Source organism: Kitasatospora sp. NPDC047058 (assembly GCF_040643935.1).
In the GTDB taxonomy this organism is placed as follows: domain Bacteria; phylum Actinomycetota; class Actinomycetes; order Streptomycetales; family Streptomycetaceae; genus Kitasatospora.
This window is the reverse complement of sequence record NZ_JBEYVJ010000036.1, coordinates 1-15007: the sequence shown is the minus strand read 5'-3', so window position 1 is coordinate 15007 and position 15007 is coordinate 1. Positions and strand designations below refer to the sequence as shown.

General features: G+C 73.1%; 12 protein-coding genes and 2 pseudogenes. 13 read left to right on the top strand and 1 reads right to left on the bottom strand.

Features of this window, described 5'->3' with window-relative positions; all coding sequences use genetic code 11:
- Nucleotides 1-203 precede the first annotated feature (203 nt).
- A pseudogene (locus ABZ885_RS08355) lies at nucleotides 204-383 on the bottom strand (helix-turn-helix transcriptional regulator); the annotation flags it as partial.
- A 236-nt stretch (nucleotides 384-619) separates the two neighbouring features.
- Here ABZ885_RS08355 and ABZ885_RS08350 point away from each other — a divergent pair.
- The 13 genes and pseudogenes from ABZ885_RS08350 (at nucleotide 620) to ABZ885_RS08290 (ending at nucleotide 14893) form a co-directional block, all read left to right on the top strand.
- Complete coding sequence (locus ABZ885_RS08350; RefSeq protein WP_360184909.1) at nucleotides 620-1600, top strand: hypothetical protein; 981 nt, start codon at nucleotides 620-622, stop codon at nucleotides 1598-1600.
- 65 nt (nucleotides 1601-1665) lie between these two features.
- Nucleotides 1666-3162 (top strand): amino acid permease, encoded by a 1497-nt coding sequence (locus ABZ885_RS08345; protein WP_360184906.1) that lies wholly within the window; start codon nucleotides 1666-1668, stop codon nucleotides 3160-3162.
- 8 nt (nucleotides 3163-3170) lie between these two features.
- Nucleotides 3171-4565 (top strand): glutamine synthetase family protein, encoded by a 1395-nt coding sequence (locus ABZ885_RS08340; protein ID WP_360184903.1) that lies wholly within the window; start codon nucleotides 3171-3173, stop codon nucleotides 4563-4565.
- A 94-nt stretch (nucleotides 4566-4659) separates the two neighbouring features.
- On the top strand, nucleotides 4660-6210 hold the full coding sequence (locus ABZ885_RS08335; protein ID WP_360184900.1) for a Mur ligase domain-containing protein: 1551 nt from the start codon (nucleotides 4660-4662) through the stop codon (nucleotides 6208-6210).
- Between the two features lie 22 nt (nucleotides 6211-6232).
- Nucleotides 6233-6751 (top strand): LuxR C-terminal-related transcriptional regulator, encoded by a 519-nt coding sequence (locus ABZ885_RS08330; RefSeq protein WP_360184898.1) that lies wholly within the window; start codon nucleotides 6233-6235, stop codon nucleotides 6749-6751.
- Nucleotides 6748-7008 (top strand): hypothetical protein, encoded by a 261-nt coding sequence (locus ABZ885_RS08325; protein ID WP_360184895.1) that lies wholly within the window; start codon nucleotides 6748-6750, stop codon nucleotides 7006-7008. Before ABZ885_RS08330 ends, ABZ885_RS08325 begins: the two co-directional genes overlap by 4 nt.
- A 26-nt stretch (nucleotides 7009-7034) precedes the next feature.
- On the top strand, nucleotides 7035-7934 hold the full coding sequence (locus ABZ885_RS08320; protein ID WP_360184892.1) for a hypothetical protein: 900 nt from the start codon (nucleotides 7035-7037) through the stop codon (nucleotides 7932-7934).
- Complete coding sequence (locus ABZ885_RS08315; RefSeq protein WP_360184889.1) at nucleotides 7931-8548, top strand: hypothetical protein; 618 nt, start codon at nucleotides 7931-7933, stop codon at nucleotides 8546-8548. The genes ABZ885_RS08320 and ABZ885_RS08315 overlap by 4 nt, the downstream gene beginning before the upstream one ends.
- Nucleotides 8545-9549 carry an aminoglycoside phosphotransferase family protein gene (locus ABZ885_RS08310; RefSeq protein ID WP_360184886.1) on the top strand — a complete coding sequence of 335 codons (1005 nt, stop codon included), beginning with the start codon at nucleotides 8545-8547 and terminating at the stop codon, nucleotides 9547-9549. The genes ABZ885_RS08315 and ABZ885_RS08310 overlap by 4 nt, the downstream gene beginning before the upstream one ends.
- A 111-nt stretch (nucleotides 9550-9660) precedes the next feature.
- Nucleotides 9661-11472 (top strand): annotated as a pseudogene (locus ABZ885_RS08305) (glycoside hydrolase family 15 protein); the annotation flags it as partial.
- Nucleotides 11449-12054, top strand: a complete 606-nt coding sequence (locus ABZ885_RS08300) for a LuxR C-terminal-related transcriptional regulator (protein ID WP_360184983.1) — start codon at nucleotides 11449-11451, stop codon at nucleotides 12052-12054. The pseudogene ABZ885_RS08305 and the gene ABZ885_RS08300, both read left to right, overlap by 24 nt.
- A gap of 142 nt (nucleotides 12055-12196) precedes the next feature.
- The gene (locus ABZ885_RS08295; RefSeq protein WP_360184982.1) at nucleotides 12197-14497 is read left to right on the top strand and encodes a Helicase associated domain protein; all 2301 of its coding nucleotides are present in this window, start codon (nucleotides 12197-12199) and stop codon (nucleotides 14495-14497) included.
- A 240-nt stretch (nucleotides 14498-14737) separates the two neighbouring features.
- Nucleotides 14738-14893 carry an FxLD family lanthipeptide gene (locus tag ABZ885_RS08290; protein ID WP_360184883.1) on the top strand — a complete coding sequence of 52 codons (156 nt, stop codon included), beginning with the start codon at nucleotides 14738-14740 and terminating at the stop codon, nucleotides 14891-14893.
- The last annotated feature ends 114 nt before the right edge of the window (nucleotides 14894-15007 follow it).

The window sequence follows — 15007 nt, the reverse complement described above, 5'->3', positions numbered from 1 at the left end:
TGATGCCCGTGGGCAGCTGGCCGATTCGTGTAGAGGGAGGCCCAGTCGCCGATCAGAGTGTCCCCGCTGTCGAGGCGAAGGCCGGCTGCCTCAACCTCCCTACGGGGAGGTCTGGTTGGCGGTTGCGCCGCGACTGCTCCCGCTGTGGCCTGCGACGTCGCTGCCTGGCCACGGGTCTGCCGGAGGATGTCGTCCAGCTCGTCGGCGGATACGCGTAGCACGCCCATCAACTTCGGCCGGTGCCCGCTCTGCGGCTCGCTCTTTCCGACCTCCCACCGACCCACGGTGGTCCTGTCCAGGCCCATCGCTTCGGCGAAGCCCTCTTGCGAGTAGCCCGCGGCAGCCCGCCGCGCGGCGAGCGCGGACCGCTTCCGTAGAGCCATCGGTGGACATCCCCCAATTTCGCGGTACCCGAAGAGACGCAGGTCAGGGCGCACATTGCATCAACTACGCCTCATATTCGCCTCAAGTTTGCCGTGTTCAACGCTAGTTCGTGCTGCTTCTGTATGACCCGCCGAAGAAAGTTGGCAGCCCTGACCGGCCAGCTTCCGGCTGGGCCGGGGCCTTCGACACGTCCTCGCCCCGAGGGCCTCGCATTTCCTCAGAGGAAGGACCGGCAATGGAGACCGCATTCAGCCCGCAGCCCGGACAGCTGGTCCAGCACCCCGCCGGCCACGACGGGGAACTGCGCGGGGCGGTGGAGGAGCTGCGGGCCGGACGCTGGCAGGCCGCTCGTGCGCTGCTGGCCGGTTCGTGGAGCGTCCGGTCGTTGTGGACCTCGCGTACCCAGGCGCTCGGCGTCGTCGCGGCTCACACTGATGTCCTTCGGCACTGGGCCCGGGAGGAGCCGAGCGGCTTCGGCCTGGTCACGCTTCAGGCCAGGGCTTCCGTCGAACTGGCTCTCATGGCCGCGCAGACGCACGCCGAACCGCCGGAGGTAGCCGCTCGGGAGCGCGAAGCCCGCGGATGGTGCTGGCAGGCGGCCTCCACACTCGCCGGCGACCCGGTCCCGTGGATCGGCCTGCTCGCGCTCGCCCAGTTGGATCCGGGACAGGCCCGCCCCGAGCACCGGGTGGCGGCGCCCGACCAGATGCTTCCACCCGGCCCGTGGGGGCTGCTCAACCAGGCTCACCTGGCCGACCCGTGGTGCAGGGAGGCGTTCCACCGCATGCTCCGCTTCTGGCTGGCCCGGGGAGACGGCGGCACTGCGGCCGAGTTCGTGGCGACGTACCTGCCCGCCGCCCCGTCCGGCTCACCTCTGTACGCACTCCCGTTGTACCTGCAGGTCGACCGCTACCGGCGTGCCGAGCGCAAGGAGGCAGTCGCGCTGCTGTGGACGAACGACCAAGGCGTCAAGGCAGCAGCGTGGCGGGCCTACGAGCACTGGCGGACGGCACGGTCAGCCGGCGACCGGTGGCTGGTGACGGACGAGAGCCACCTCGCCCATGCCCTCTGGGCGACCCGGAAGCCGGAGCAGGCCGCCGAGGTGTTCGCGTCGCTGGACCCGTTCGTCTCCTCCCAACCCTGGGCGAGCCTGTCGGGCCGTCCGGAGGACCTGCTCCGTCAGGCCATGGCCCAGTCGTTCGCCGCTGTTCGCTGACCGTCGTCCCCCGGGCACCGGCACCCGGGCTCCCCACCGTCGCTTCGCCCTACGGAGGTCTCCGCATGTCCCGATCCCACCGCTCCGCCCCCGCGCACGGGGACGACGAGCACCTGCGATCACTGGGCTACCAACCTGAACTCACCCGGAGAATGGGCTCGTTCGGGAACTTCGCCATCTCCCTGTCGGTCATCTCGGTTCTGTCCGGCTGCATGACGCTGTTCGGCCTCGGGATGGTGACCGGCGGCCCGGCGGTGATGATGTGGGGCTGGGTCGGCGTCGGCCTGGCCGTCCTGCTCGTCGGCCTCTCCCTGGCCGAGGTCACCAGCGCCTACCCCACCTCCGGCGGCCTCTACTTCATGTCCCAGCGCCTCGGCGGCCCGCGGTGGGGATGGGTGACCGGCTGGCTCAACCTCATGGGGCTGCTGGGAGGCATCGCCGGCATCGACTACGGGGCCGCGTCCTTCATCGCGGCGTTCGCCGGGCTCCAATGGGGCGTTGTGCCGACCCCGGGCCTGGTCCTCACGATCTTCGCCGCTGTCCTGCTGCTGCACGCCCTGCTGAACGTTGTGGGTGTGCGGGTGGTGAGCCTGTTGAACAGCATCTCGGTGTGGTGGCACCTGCTCGGTGTCGCGGTGATCGTCGGCGTGCTCGCGGTCGTCCCCTCCCACCACCAGTCCCCGTCCTTCGTGTTCGGGCACTTCGCCAACGACACAGGCTGGTCGAACCCGGTCTACGTGAGCGCCGTCGGTCTGCTGCTGGGCGGCTACACGTTCTGCGGCTACGACGCGAGCGCGCACATGTCGGAGGAGACGAAGAACGCGCGGATGGCGGCACCGCGCGGCATCGTGCGGTCGATCTGGGTCTCGCTGCTGGCCGGGTTCGTGCTGCTGGCGGGTCTGCTGTTCGCCGTGCAGGACTACGCGGGCACCGCCGGCGCGGCGGTGCCGCCCGCGCAGATCTTCCTTGACGCCCTCGGCACGACCGGCGCCAAAGCACTGCTGCTGATCGTGATCGGCGCCCAGCTGTTCTGCGGCTCGGCCGAGACCACCGCAGCGTCGCGGATGATCTACGCCTTCTCGCGGGACAACGCGCTGCCCGGCTCGACGACCTGGCGGCGGGTCTCGGCCAACGGCGTGCCAGTGCCCGCGGTGTGGCTGGCCGTCTCGGTCGCCTTCGTCCTGGCCGTCCCCTCACTCTGGTCTCCCGTCGCCTACGGCGCGGTGACGGCCATCAACGTGATCGGGATGAACTGCTCCTACATCATCCCCGTCTACCTGCGGCTGCGCCGGGGCAGCCGGTTCGTCCCGGGCCCGTGGCAACTGGGCCGGTGGAGCAGGCCGATCGGGATAGCCGCTGTGGTGTGGGTGGTGATCCTGACGGCGCTGATGTGCCTGCCACAGCGCGCCCCCGTGACCGTCGAGACGTTCAACTACGCGCCCATCACCCTGGGGACGGTCCTCGTGCTGGCCTGGGCGTGGTGGAAGCTGGCCGGCGACAAGTTCTCCGTGCCGGTCGTCCAGGACGCGCAGCTGGCCAAGGTCGAGGCGCAGATCGTATGAAGGCGACCGTGCGCGCCACGCGCTCCCGCACCGACCGTGCCGTCGCTCGGTCCGCCTCGCCGGTCGGGCCGCTGCGGGAGCTGGTGGACGCCCACCGCATCGACACCGTGCTGCTGGCGGCCGTGGATGTGCAGGGCCGGCTCAAGGGCAAGGCGTACGACGCCCAGGTGCTGCTGGAGCGGCTTGGGTCGGGCCGGATCAGCCCGGAGGTGTGCGGGTACGTGATCGGCACCGACCTGGGCATGACCGCCCCGCAGACCGGTGCGTTCTCATGGGACAGCGGCTTCGGCGACGTCATGCTGCTGCCCGACACCCAGCACGCCCGGGTGCTGCCGTGGATGCCGGGTACCGCGGTGGTGCTCGCCGACCCGATCGAGAACGGCTGGCCGCACCCCCTGGCGCCCGTCACGGTGCTGGACGAGCAGCTCGTTCAGCTGGCCGGGCTCGGCCTCAGTGCCGCGGTGGGGATCGAGACCGAGTTCGTCGCCTACGAGGGCACCGCGCGCGACGCTGCGGCGGCCGGCTGGCGGGGGCTCGGTCCGGCGACGTGGGACAACCGCGACTACGCCCTCGACCAGCCGGGCCCCGTCGCCGGGTTCGGGCGGCACCTGGCGCGGGTCCTCGCGCAGGCCGGGCTGCCGGTCGAGGCGGTGAAGCTGGAGGGAGCCCCGGGCCAGGTCGAGGTCACCTTCCCGTACGGGGACGCGAGGGCTGCGTGCCGCCAGCACGTGCTGTTCAAGCACGCGGTCCGCGCGGTCGCGGAGGAGCACGCGCTGGCCCCGACGTTCATGGCGGCCCCGGCGACTGGGACCGGCTCCGGTCTGCACCTGCACATCTCGCTGCACCGCGACGGCGAGCCGGTGCTGGGCGAGGACCCGGACGCCACCGGGCTGTCCGAGCTGGGCGGGCAGGCGGTCGCCGGGCTGCTGGAGGTACTGCCGGTCACCGCGCCGCTGTGGGCGCCGTACGTGAACTCCTACAAGCGGTTCGCCGACCACTCCTTCGCGCCGACGCTGTTCACCTGGGGCCGGGACAACCGCTCCTGCGCGGTGCGGGTGGTCGGGCACGGCCGCGGGCTGCACCTGGAGGTCCGGGTGCCGGGCGCGGACGCCAACCCCTACCTGGCGCTCGCCGCCGTTCTGGCGGGGATCCGCCACGGGATCTGCGCCGCGCTCAAGCCGCCGCCCCCGGTAAGCGGCGACTCCTACCTGGACGACGAGGCGACACCCGTCCCTGTCTCCCTCTCCGCCGCGCTGGACGACTTCGAGATCAGCGCGCTCGCCGATGGCCTGCTGGGCCGGCGCGCGACCGAACACCTGGCCGCCGTCGCCCGCATGGACCTGCGCCACCACAACCGGCACGTCACCGATGCCGAGCTGGCACGAGGCTTCGCCCAGACGTGAGAGCCCCGGGCCGGCCGCGGTGTCCCCGCCCCGCGACCGGCCCGGCTTCAACCCCGCCCCTGTACTTCCCGTCCCGACCACGCTGGAGGACCGCATGGCCACCCCCACCCGCACCGAGGCCCCCGCCATCGCCGAGGTGCCCATCTCCACTGTTACCGAGGTGGCTGCGGAACCGGCGGTGCCCGCGGTACCGGAACTGCTGTCCGCTCCTCACCTGACGGACGTCACCCACCCCGGCACGGCCGGCCTGGCGCTGTGGCTGGCGGCACGCGGCGCCGACGTCACCGGCAGCGCCGACCCGTCCCCGGGCGACGAGGAGCTGGTCGGGCAGCTGACCGCCGCCGGGGTCCGCGTCCGCGTCGGGTCCGACGCCGGCCACGTCGGGGCCGACCGCAGCGCGGTGGTGTGGTCGGGCGTGGCACTGGGTCCGCACCCGGAACTGGACCGGGCCCAGCAGCTGGGCCTGCCGGTGGTGGCCCGCGCCCACGCGCTGGCCGAGGTGTGCGCCGGGGCCGGGCGTCCGACGGTGGCGGTCGCCGGCAGCCACAGCACCGCGACCGCCGCCGCGGTGCTGGCCCGCGCGCTCGACGACGGCGAGACGGGCTGGATCCTGACCGCCCCCGCGGCCGGGGTGGCCGCCGGGCACAGCGGCCGGCGACGGCTGGTGGTGGACCTGTGCCCGGACACGGCGACCCACGAGGCGGCGCCGCCCGGCGCCTGGCAGCCCCGTCTCGCCGCCAGGTCCCCGTTCCGGTCGCCGTCGCCCTCCGTCGTGCTGATCACCGCCGCCGACGCGAGCGCCCCGCACTACGAGGACACCATCGCGGGCCTGGACGCGGCCACCTCCCTGGCCAGGTCGGCCACCACCGTCGTCCTGCCGACCTGGGAGAACAGCGTCAAGATCGTCGCCGAGCGCCTGCGCGACCGGCCCGGCCCGCAAGTGGTCACGGTGGGCCTGGACGAGAGCGCTGACGTGTGGGTGATGGTGCCCCGCTGGATGGGCGACTGCTACCACCTCACCCTGCGGTACAAGGGTGAGCAGCACCCGTTCGTCGTCCGCCTCGCCGGGCGCCACCACGCGCTGGCCGCCGGCGCGGCCATCGCCACCGCCCTCGTCGCAGGCGAGAACGCTGCGGACATCGCCGAGCGGCTCACCGCCTTCGAAGGTGTCAGGCACTCGCTCACCGACCTCGGCACCCGCGGCTTCGGAACGGTCGTCGAATCCCGAGCCCGCCACCCCCGAGAGGTGGCCCAGGACGTCACAGCCGCCCGCATGCTCACCGAAGGCAGCGTCATCGCGGTCCTCGAGCCGGACGGCGTCGCCCGCGCCACCGCCCACGCGGCCGAACTCGGCAAGGCCCTCGGCGAGGCGGACCTGGCGGTCCTGCTGCCGGTCAGCACCCCACTGCCGGTGGTGCACGCCGACGACCCGCTGGAGGCCATCGCCGCCGCAGCAGCTGGTGCGCTCGGCGGCTCCGGCGCCGTGCACCGGGTCCGGACCGGCCCGTGCGAACCAAGCGCCGAACAGGTCATCCGCGACCTGGGCGGGCCCGACGACCTCGTCCTGCTCATCGGCACCGGACGGGCCGCCCTCCTCGGCCCCCGGCTGCTCGCCCAGCCCGGCCGGCCCGCCGCCGACAACTGACCAGGACTTCGGAGAGCCCGCCATGAACACCCTCCCGCCCGCACCCGACCTCACCCCCACCCAGGCCCGGCTGCTGCGACGGGTCGCCGACGGCGAGACCCACGCGCTGATCGCCGCCGACCCGCTCCTGCACCTGCGCGCCGACCAGGTCGGTGCCGCCGTCGACGAGCTCCTCACCCTCACCGGCACCCGCACCCCGCCACACCTCGCCGCGTGGGCCGCGGCCCGACGGTTCGTCACCGACACCGCCGAGCCCTGCGCGGCCCTCACCGCCACCGTGCGCCTCACACGGCGACAGCACGATCTTCTGCGTGCCTGGACCGGGGGTCTGAGTACGCCCGAGATCGTGACGGCCTTCGGCGTCTCGTACGGGACGGTGCGCGGCTACAGCACTCTGCTCCTGGGCCAGCTCGGCGTCCGCAGCCAGGTTCAGGCGGCCGTCGCCGGCGTCCTGGCGCGCCTCACCCTGCTGAGCGATGTCGACCCCGCTTGGCCGGCTGAACCGCTGGCCCCCGCCGGGCCGATCGCGCGGGCGGCGTGAACAGGCGCGGGCTGGGCGGCCGTTCGGCGCTGATGGCACTGCTGGGCTTCGTGTCCGGTATCCCGGTCGGTGCCGCACTGCTCCACCTGTTGCGGCACCCCGGCGTGATTCACCGTCCGCTGTACCTGGCGATCTTCGTCGGCGCCGCCTTCGCCGCCCTCGCCGCCGCCGACCGCGTTCTCAACCACCGCTCCACCGCAGTACCCCATGGCGGCCGTCCGGGCCAGGGCCGCACCCCTACGACACCGAAGAGCTGATGAACGCCCCTCCACCTTCCGACACCGTGGCGATCCGGGACTTGGACCGCCAGCTGCGCGACCGCACCGCCGTCATCGTCGACATCGGCGCGCTGGCCGACCTGCCCCGCACCGCCCTGCTCGGTGCCGACCCCGTGCTGCTGAGCGTGGGCGACCGCGTGTCGCCCACGGCTCCCGCCCCGCTGCTGCGGCTGCTGCTGCGGGCCCGCTCCGTAGCTGTTCCCTGCGCCGTCGTCGCGCCCAGGCTGGGCAGCGACCTCGTCGACCAGCTCACCGCCCTGCGGGTGGCGAACCTGTGGTCGGCGGCCGTCTACGGCCGACGCCGGCAGCAAGAGGGCACCAACCCCTACCGCGCCGCCGCCGAAGCGCTCGGGCTGTCCATCGAGCGCTGCCTCGTCGTCGGTGCCGACCCGATGCCCGACGTGGTCGCCGTCTGCGGTGCGCGCCGGATCCTCGTCAGCCGAGGCGGGGTTCTCCGCTCCGCCGCCGCGACCGCCAGGGCGCTGCTGGACAAGGAGCGAGATCTCGCCCAGTTGCTCGCCCTCGGGCACACCACCGCGAGTGCCGCCGCCGAGCTGGGCCGGCCGGCCGCGACCCTGTCCAGCCTCATCTGGGACCTGAACAAGCGCTTCGGGTTCACCGACCGCACCCGCACCGTCGCGCACCTGATCACAGCCGGGCTCCTCGACAGCGCGCCCCTGCGCGCCGCCCTGACCGACAGCCTCCCGCCGCTCGACCCGAGCGAGCACCGGGCCCTGCGCCTGCTCGCCAGCCACGACACCCCCGGGGTCGGCCGCGAGATGGGTCTCGCGGAGAACGCCACCGGCGATCTCATACGCCGCGCGGTGGCCCGGCTCGGCGCCCGCAACCGCACCCACGCCGTCACCATGGTGCTGATGGCCGACCGGACGGCGGCAGAGGCGTGAGGCTCATCGAGCCGCCCCAGGAGTTCATCGCCGACGGCCAGCTCTCGCTCTACCTGGCCGGGCGGAGCATCGGCGTCCCGCACTGGCAGTCCGAGGCCGTCGCCCTGCTGGCGGACGCGGGCTTCGACGGCACCGTGCTCAGCCCCCGCCCCACCAGTCCCGGCGCCGACCCCTACCTCGCCTGGAAACCGTTCGGCTGGCAGGACCACACCATCCGCCGGGTCGACTGCGTCATGTTCTGGATGCCGATCGGCGCCCAGCGGATACAGGACCTCTACGAATCGCACCTGCTCGGCCGGACCACGGGAGCCGTGGTCGTCGGCTGCGACCTCGACCACGCATCCACCCGTAACACCCTGCGCTCCCTCCTGCCCTGGCTGCCGGTGGAGTCCACGCTCGCCGACACCGTCGCAGCCGCCCTGGCCCAGCTCTCCCACCCGGCGATTGCCCGTGACCCCGCAGCGGAGCCCGCACCCGTGCACCTGACCACCGACCAGACCATCCGATCCGGAGAACCCGCCGTGAGCTGCCCGCCCGACCCCAACCCGGCCGGTCAACCGCCCGCCGGTCCGCGGGCCCGGGCGTCGGCCCCGCCGCGAGGAGGCCGGTCATGAACCCGAACCACACCCCGCCCGAAGACACCGCCACGGCCGGGACCGCAGCGCTGACGGCCTCGGCGCGCGAGGCACTGGTGACCGCCTGCGCCGCGCAGGGCTTCGACCCACGCGGGGCCCGCCTGCTGCACCGCAACCACCACTGGGTGCTGCGCCTGCCCTCGGCCTCGCCCGGAGGCCCAGTGATCGCCAAGGTCCACCACTCCAGCGCCGCGCGGGCCGCCGTCACCCGCCAGGTGCTGACCGCCCAGTGGCTGCACGAGGGCGGCATCCTCACCGCACGGCCGGCCGGTACCCGCTTCCCCGTCCTGGCCGCCGGGCACCTAGTGACGTTCACCCACGACCTCGGCGACGGCGGCCGGATCTCCTCCGAGGAGCTGGCCCCCCTGCTGGCACGCCTGCACGCCCTCCCCGTGCCCGGCCACCTGGACCTGCCCCGCCTCGACCCAGCCACCAGCCTGCTGACCCGGATCGAACGACTGCCCGACCACGTCCTCGGCCCGGCCGACCGGCACTGGCTCACCGGCCACGCCCGCGCCCTGGGCGATCTGTTCACCGGCACCAACTGGCCCGGCAGGCCCGTGGTCCTTCACGGCGACCTCGCCACCCAGAACACACTCCGGTCCAAGGCCGGCCCCGCCCTGATCGACCTGGAATACGTCAGCATCGGCCCGGCCCACTACGACCTGGCGTTCCCCGCCTGGACCCGGGACGGCTTCGGAGGCGACCCGGAGAACTACCGGCAGTTCTGCGCGGCGTACGGCACCGACGTCACCACCGTGGACGGCGGCGAACCGTACGCGAGGGTGCTGGCCCCGCTGCGCGCCGCCGTCGGCGTCGTCATCGCCCTGGAGGCCGCCGTCCGCGCCCCGGACTGGGCGGACGAAGCCGCCCACCGGCTGGCCTGCGCCCGCGGCCAAGGCGGTCCCCGATTCGCCTACCCGTGGCACTGGTCCAGCGCCATCGGATACACCAAACCCCCCGCCACCAGCGTGGCCTGACGGGCCGCCCCGGGACCGACTGCGCCGGCCGACCGGCCCGCGCGGACACCGCACACGCTGCCCTCCTCCACCCACCCCGCCACCGCCATGGCCTCATCCGCAAGGACCCCCATGCTCCCCGCACCCGCCTCGCCGACCCGGATCGAGGACCACGCGCTCATCGGCAACACCGGCTCCGCCGCCCTCGTACGCACCGACGGCACGATCAACTGGCTGTGCCTGCCCGGGTTCGACTCCCCGGCCGTGTTCGCCGAACTGCTCGGGCACAACGACCACGGCTTCTGGCGCCTGGGGCCCGCCGTCTACGACAGCACCGCCCCGCCGCCCGCCACCCGGCGCCGCTACGCCGGATCCACCCTGGTCCTGGAGCAGGAGTGGGACACCGAGGGTGGCACCGTTCGGATCAGCGACTTCATGCCCGCCCCCAGCGCGTACGGCGACCCACCGCCGCGGGTCGTGCGGGTCGTCGAGGGCGTCAGCGGCACGGTGCGCATCGCCTCGGTGTTCCGCCCCCGGCCCGGCTACGGGGCCCTCGGCCCCCGGATCAGCCGCACCGACGACCACGGCGTGCCGCGGCTGTGCGCGACCAGCGGACCGGATTCCTACTGGCTGGACTCCCAGCACCGTCACAGCGCCGGCCGCAGGGGGGTCTGCCGGGCCGACATCGAGGTCCACGCCGGGCAGCGTTTCGCCTTCACCCTGACCTGGCAGCGCTCCACCATGCCCGCCCCGCCCGTCCCCGACGCCCACGCGGAACTGGCCGCCACCACGGACTACTGGCAGCGGTGGGTCTCGGCCTGCACCTACCGAGGCCCCGACCACGAGGCCGTCGTGCGGGCCGCGATCACCCTCAAGGCGATGTGCCACCCCGACGGGGGGATCATCGCCGCGCCCACCACCTCCCTGCCCGAGCTGATCGGCGGCGAGCGCAACTGGGACTACCGGTTCGTGTGGGTGCGCGACAGCGCCCTGACCGTCGCCGCCCTGCTCCGGGCCGGCTTCACCCAGGAGGCCCGCGCCTGGCGCAACTACCTGACCGAAGTCATCGACCCAGCCGACCTGCGCGCCATCTACCGCGTCACCGGCTCCGCCGACTTGGAGGAGAAGGTCCTCGGCCACCTTCCCGGCTACGAGGACTCCCGCCCGGTGCGCATCGGCAACGGCGCCGCCGGGCAGCTGCAGCTCGACGTCTACGGGGAGCTGGCCGACGCGCTGCTGCTGGCCGATGACGCGGGCCTGCCCGCCCACCCGGGCTGCGACGCGCTGCTGCTCGCCCTGGCCGAGCGGCTGGAGATGCTGTGGGGTAAGCCGGACGAGGGGATCTGGGAGATTCGCGGGCCGCGCCGGCACTTCGTTCACTCCAAGGTCATGGCCTGGGTCTGCTTCGACCGCACCATCACGCTGCTGCAGCGCCGCCCCCGCACCCCGCGATCGGTCCTGGACCGCCTGCGGACCGTGCGCGAGGCCATTCACCGCGATGTCTGCGCGGGTGGCTACGACCCCGAGCGGAACACCTTCACCCAGTTCTACGGCAGCACCGAGCTGGACGCCGCTCTGCTGCTGATCCCGCAGGTCGGGTTCCTGCCTGCGGACGACAAGCGGGTGATCGGCACCGTCGAGGCGATCCAGCGCGAACTGTCCACCCCGGACGGCTTCCTCCTGCGCTACCCCACCCACGCCGACAGCGACGACAACGTCGACGGCCTGTCCGGGCACGAAGGCGCGTTCCTGGCCTGCTCGTTCTGGCTCGTCGACGCCCTCGCCCTGATCGGCCGCTCCGCCGAGGCCCGACAGCTGTTCGACAAGCTCCTGGCCCTGCGCAACGACGTCGGCCTGCTCGCCGAGGAGTACGACACCCGCCGCGGGCGGCAGGTGGGCAACTACCCGCAAGCGTTTTCGATGTGGACCCTGATGGACAGCGCTCGGGCGGTGCGCCCCGCTGTGATGACCAAGGAGGAGAGGTCCGGACGGCCACCGGTCGACCGCACGCCCCTGATCGCCTGGGCGACCGGGCACCTGAGCGAGATGCTCGCCCAGGCCCCTGGGGAACCCGACCTGACGCAGCAGCACACCCTCGCCCTGCGGCACGCCGCGGCCGGGATGTCCAACGCCGAGATCGGCCAGGCCATGTGCCTGACCGAGGACACCGTGAAATCGCACATGGTCGAGGTGTTCAACCGGCTCGGTGCCCGTGGCCGGACGGGCGCGTTCGTCATCGGTCTGGCCCGCGGCGTCATCCGCCCCCACGATGTCCTCCCGGCCGGATCCGAGCCGCTGGAGCTGGCCGCCACCCACCGCCTGCTGCTGCTCCTGATCGCCTGCGGCCTGTCCCTCCCGGAGGTGGCTGCGCTAGCCGAGATGAGCCTCGACACGGTCAAGTCCCACCTGCGGGTGGTACTGCGCAGGTGCGGCACCACCCGCAGCTCCCACACCGTCGCCGTCGCCATCGTGCTCGGCCTGGTCCAGATACCCGGCCTCACGCTGCCCGTCCGGGAGCCGGCGTGAACACCACGGCCCCCGGACAGCGGCACCCGGCAGCGGGCCCCAGGTGTCCTCGTGCTCCCGCACCGAGGAGCGCCCCGCCCGGGGCCGTCCCAGTCGTTTCGCCAACCGCCCTTTGAGAGAGGAATGACCGTTGCCGGTGCCGATGCTTCGAGCCGACCAGATCGAGGCCGCCGACGACATCACCCGCGTCCTCGCCCGCGAGGACCGCACCATCTTGACGATGGCCTGCGGGACGGGGAAGACGCGCACCAGTGGCGAGATCGGCAGACGGCTGGCGCCCCGCACGCAGCTGCGGACCTTTCCGAGCCTGGCCCTGATCGCCCAGTCGGTCGCAGAGCTGGCACGGACCTTCGGCCGTGACAGCCTGGGCCGGGTCGTCGCCGTCTGCTCCGACAGGAAGATCCTCGCCCGCCACCAAGGCGAGCTGGACGCCGCCATGGCCACCGTCACCTCCGACCCCGCCGAGCTGACCGCGCTGGTCCGCGCACCAGGGACCGTCACGGTCTTCTGCACCCTGCAGAGCCTGGACGTCCTGATCGCAGCCCACGCCGACCACGGCCTCCCCGCCTGGGGACTGACGACCGTCGACGAGGCGCACCGCACGGTCGGCGTCGAGGACCGGCTCTGGGCGGCCGTGCACGACCAAGCACGTGTCCCCGCCGAGAAGCGGGTCAGCATGACGGCGACGATGAAGATCGTCACGAGCCGGGCCGCCGAGGGCCGAGACGACGTCGTGAGCATGCACGACACCAAGGTCTTCGGGCCCGTCGGCCACCGGCTCACCTACGGGAAGGCGGTGCAGCTGCGGATCGTGGCGCCCTACCGGCTGGTCGTGCCCGTCATCACACAGGAGGCCGTGCGCGAGGCGGCCACCGCCGTCGACGACCCGGTGTACTTCTCCACCGGTGCGAACGCCGTCTCCGCACCGGTGCTGGCAACACAGATCGCCCTGCTGCGCGCCGCCGCGGAGCACGGCTCGCGCCGCATGGTCACCTACCACCGCACCATCGCCGACGCGAAGTGGTTCGCCACCACCCTGCCCCTGGCACTGCGGCACCTGGAGCCCTCGCAGCGCCCCGCGGCGCTGTGGGCCGGCCACGTCCACGGCGGCCAGTCCACGGCCCACCGCGAACGGGTCCTGGACCGTCTGCGCTCCGACGAGCCCGGCCTGATCGTGGTCGCCAACGCGCACGTCCTGACCGAAGGCGTGAACATCCCGGCGATCGACTCCGTCGGCCTGCTCTGCCCCCGCGGCGAGGTCGACATCATCCAGGCCATCGGGCGGGCCGGACGCCTGCCCGACCCGGGTGTCGACAAGACGGCGCTCGTCTTCGCGCCGGCGGTGATGGGCCCCGACGAGGACCCGACCGAGGCCCTGTACGGCTCGGCGTACGCCACCGCCTACGGGGTGGTGCGCGCGCTGGCCGCGCAGGACGAGGACCTCGCCCTCTCCCTCGACCAGGCCCGCCGCTCCATGGGGCGTGCCTCCTACGGCGACCGGAGCGGGGGCCGGGAGACGATGCCGCACTGGCTGTCGGTCACAGGAATCGAGGTCCCGCCGGGCTTCGCCTCCGCGATCACCGTCCAGGTCGTGCGCGCGGCCACCGCACCGTGGGAGGAGTACCTCGGCGCCGCGAGCGCCTTCCATGCCGAGCACGGGCACCTGCGCCTCCGGCGTGACTGGAGCACCCCCGCCGGCCTCGCGGTGGGCAGGTGGCTCGAATACCAGCGCACCCGCCACGCCCAGGGCCGCCTCACCGCCGAGCAGACCGGACAGCTCGAAGCCCTCGGGGTCGTGTGGAACGAGTACGAGCACGGGTGGTCGCAGTTCGTCGCCGACCTCACCGAATACCGTGCCGAGTTCGGCAACCTCGACGTGCCGCAGTCCTACGTCAACGCGGCCGGGCGCCCGCTCGGCAGCCAGGTCGGCACCCGACGCACGACCTTCGCCGAGTTGTCCCCTGAGCGCGCCCGACAGCTCCTCGACCTTGATTTCGTCGTCAACTCCCGGGACCACCGATGGGACCGGCACTTCGACGCCTGGCTCGCCTACCAGCGGCAGCACGGCACCCCGGTCGTTCCCCGGGACCACGTCACCGCGGACGGCCTGCCGCTGGGCGCCTGGCGGATCGTGCAGATCAAACAGCTCCGCGCCGACACCATGCCCGCCGACCGCGCGCAGCGCATCACCGCCCGCCATCTTCAACTCAGCGGTCCCCAGGCCCGCTACCAGGCCAACGTCGACGTGCTCCGGGACTTCCGGAGGCGCCACGGCCACGCACGGGTGCGGCACGACCATGTCCTCGATGACGGCACCCGGTTCGGCGAGTGGTTCCAGCGCCAGCAGCGCGCGCTGCGCGACGGCACGCTCACGGCGGAGCAGGCGAAGACCCTGCTCGCACTCGGGGTGGCGCCGGCTGCTAGGAAGGCCGGCGCGCGGTGACCGGCGGACCGGACCGTGACGTCAGCCCGGGCCCCGCGAGAGAACCCGGCACCGTACGCCTTCCCCCACGTGGCCTCGCATTTCCCGAACTCGGACCGGTCGACGCCGTCGGCACTTTCCGGGCCCGGGGGCCGCCCCGGGCCACCGGGCGCACCCGTCCCACCCAACTTCTGGTGATCGCGGCGCATCCCGCGCCCGGCGCCAGGCCCCGCAAGGGAATTCACGAAGGAGATCCACATCATGGCCCAGCAGATCCAGGCCGCACCCGCGACCGCCGTCGACGAGTTCGACCTCGACATCACCACCGTCGAGCGGACCGACTTCGCCAGCCTGCAGGTACTCACCGACGACGGCTGCGGTTCCACCTGCGGCGCCTGCACCACCGGCGTCCACTGATCTACCCGGCCGGGGGGGCGCCGGGGGGGGGCCCCGGGGCCCGCCCCGCGGGCGGCGGCACACGCACAAAAAGACAGAGCAATAGGACACAAGACGGTTAGGGGGTGGGCTGGG

What these genes read in the sequence shown, in the direction of transcription:
- ABZ885_RS08335 (WP_360184900.1), top strand. Translation starts at nt 4,660, where the DNA reads ATGGCCACCCCCACCCGCACCGAGGCCCCCGCCATCGCCGAGGTGCCC.
- ABZ885_RS08310 (WP_360184886.1), top strand. Translation starts at nt 8,545, where the DNA reads ATGAACCCGAACCACACCCCGCCCGAAGACACCGCCACGGCCGGGACC.
- ABZ885_RS08300 (WP_360184983.1), top strand. Translation starts at nt 11,449, where the DNA reads ATGTGGACCCTGATGGACAGCGCTCGGGCGGTGCGCCCCGCTGTGATG.
- ABZ885_RS08330 (WP_360184898.1), top strand. Translation starts at nt 6,233, where the DNA reads ATGAACACCCTCCCGCCCGCACCCGACCTCACCCCCACCCAGGCCCGG.
- ABZ885_RS08295 (WP_360184982.1), top strand. Translation starts at nt 12,197, where the DNA reads ATGCTTCGAGCCGACCAGATCGAGGCCGCCGACGACATCACCCGCGTC.
- ABZ885_RS08350 (WP_360184909.1), top strand. Translation starts at nt 620, where the DNA reads ATGGAGACCGCATTCAGCCCGCAGCCCGGACAGCTGGTCCAGCACCCC.
- ABZ885_RS08290 (WP_360184883.1), top strand. Translation starts at nt 14,738, where the DNA reads ATGGCCCAGCAGATCCAGGCCGCACCCGCGACCGCCGTCGACGAGTTC.
- ABZ885_RS08345 (WP_360184906.1), top strand. Translation starts at nt 1,666, where the DNA reads ATGTCCCGATCCCACCGCTCCGCCCCCGCGCACGGGGACGACGAGCAC.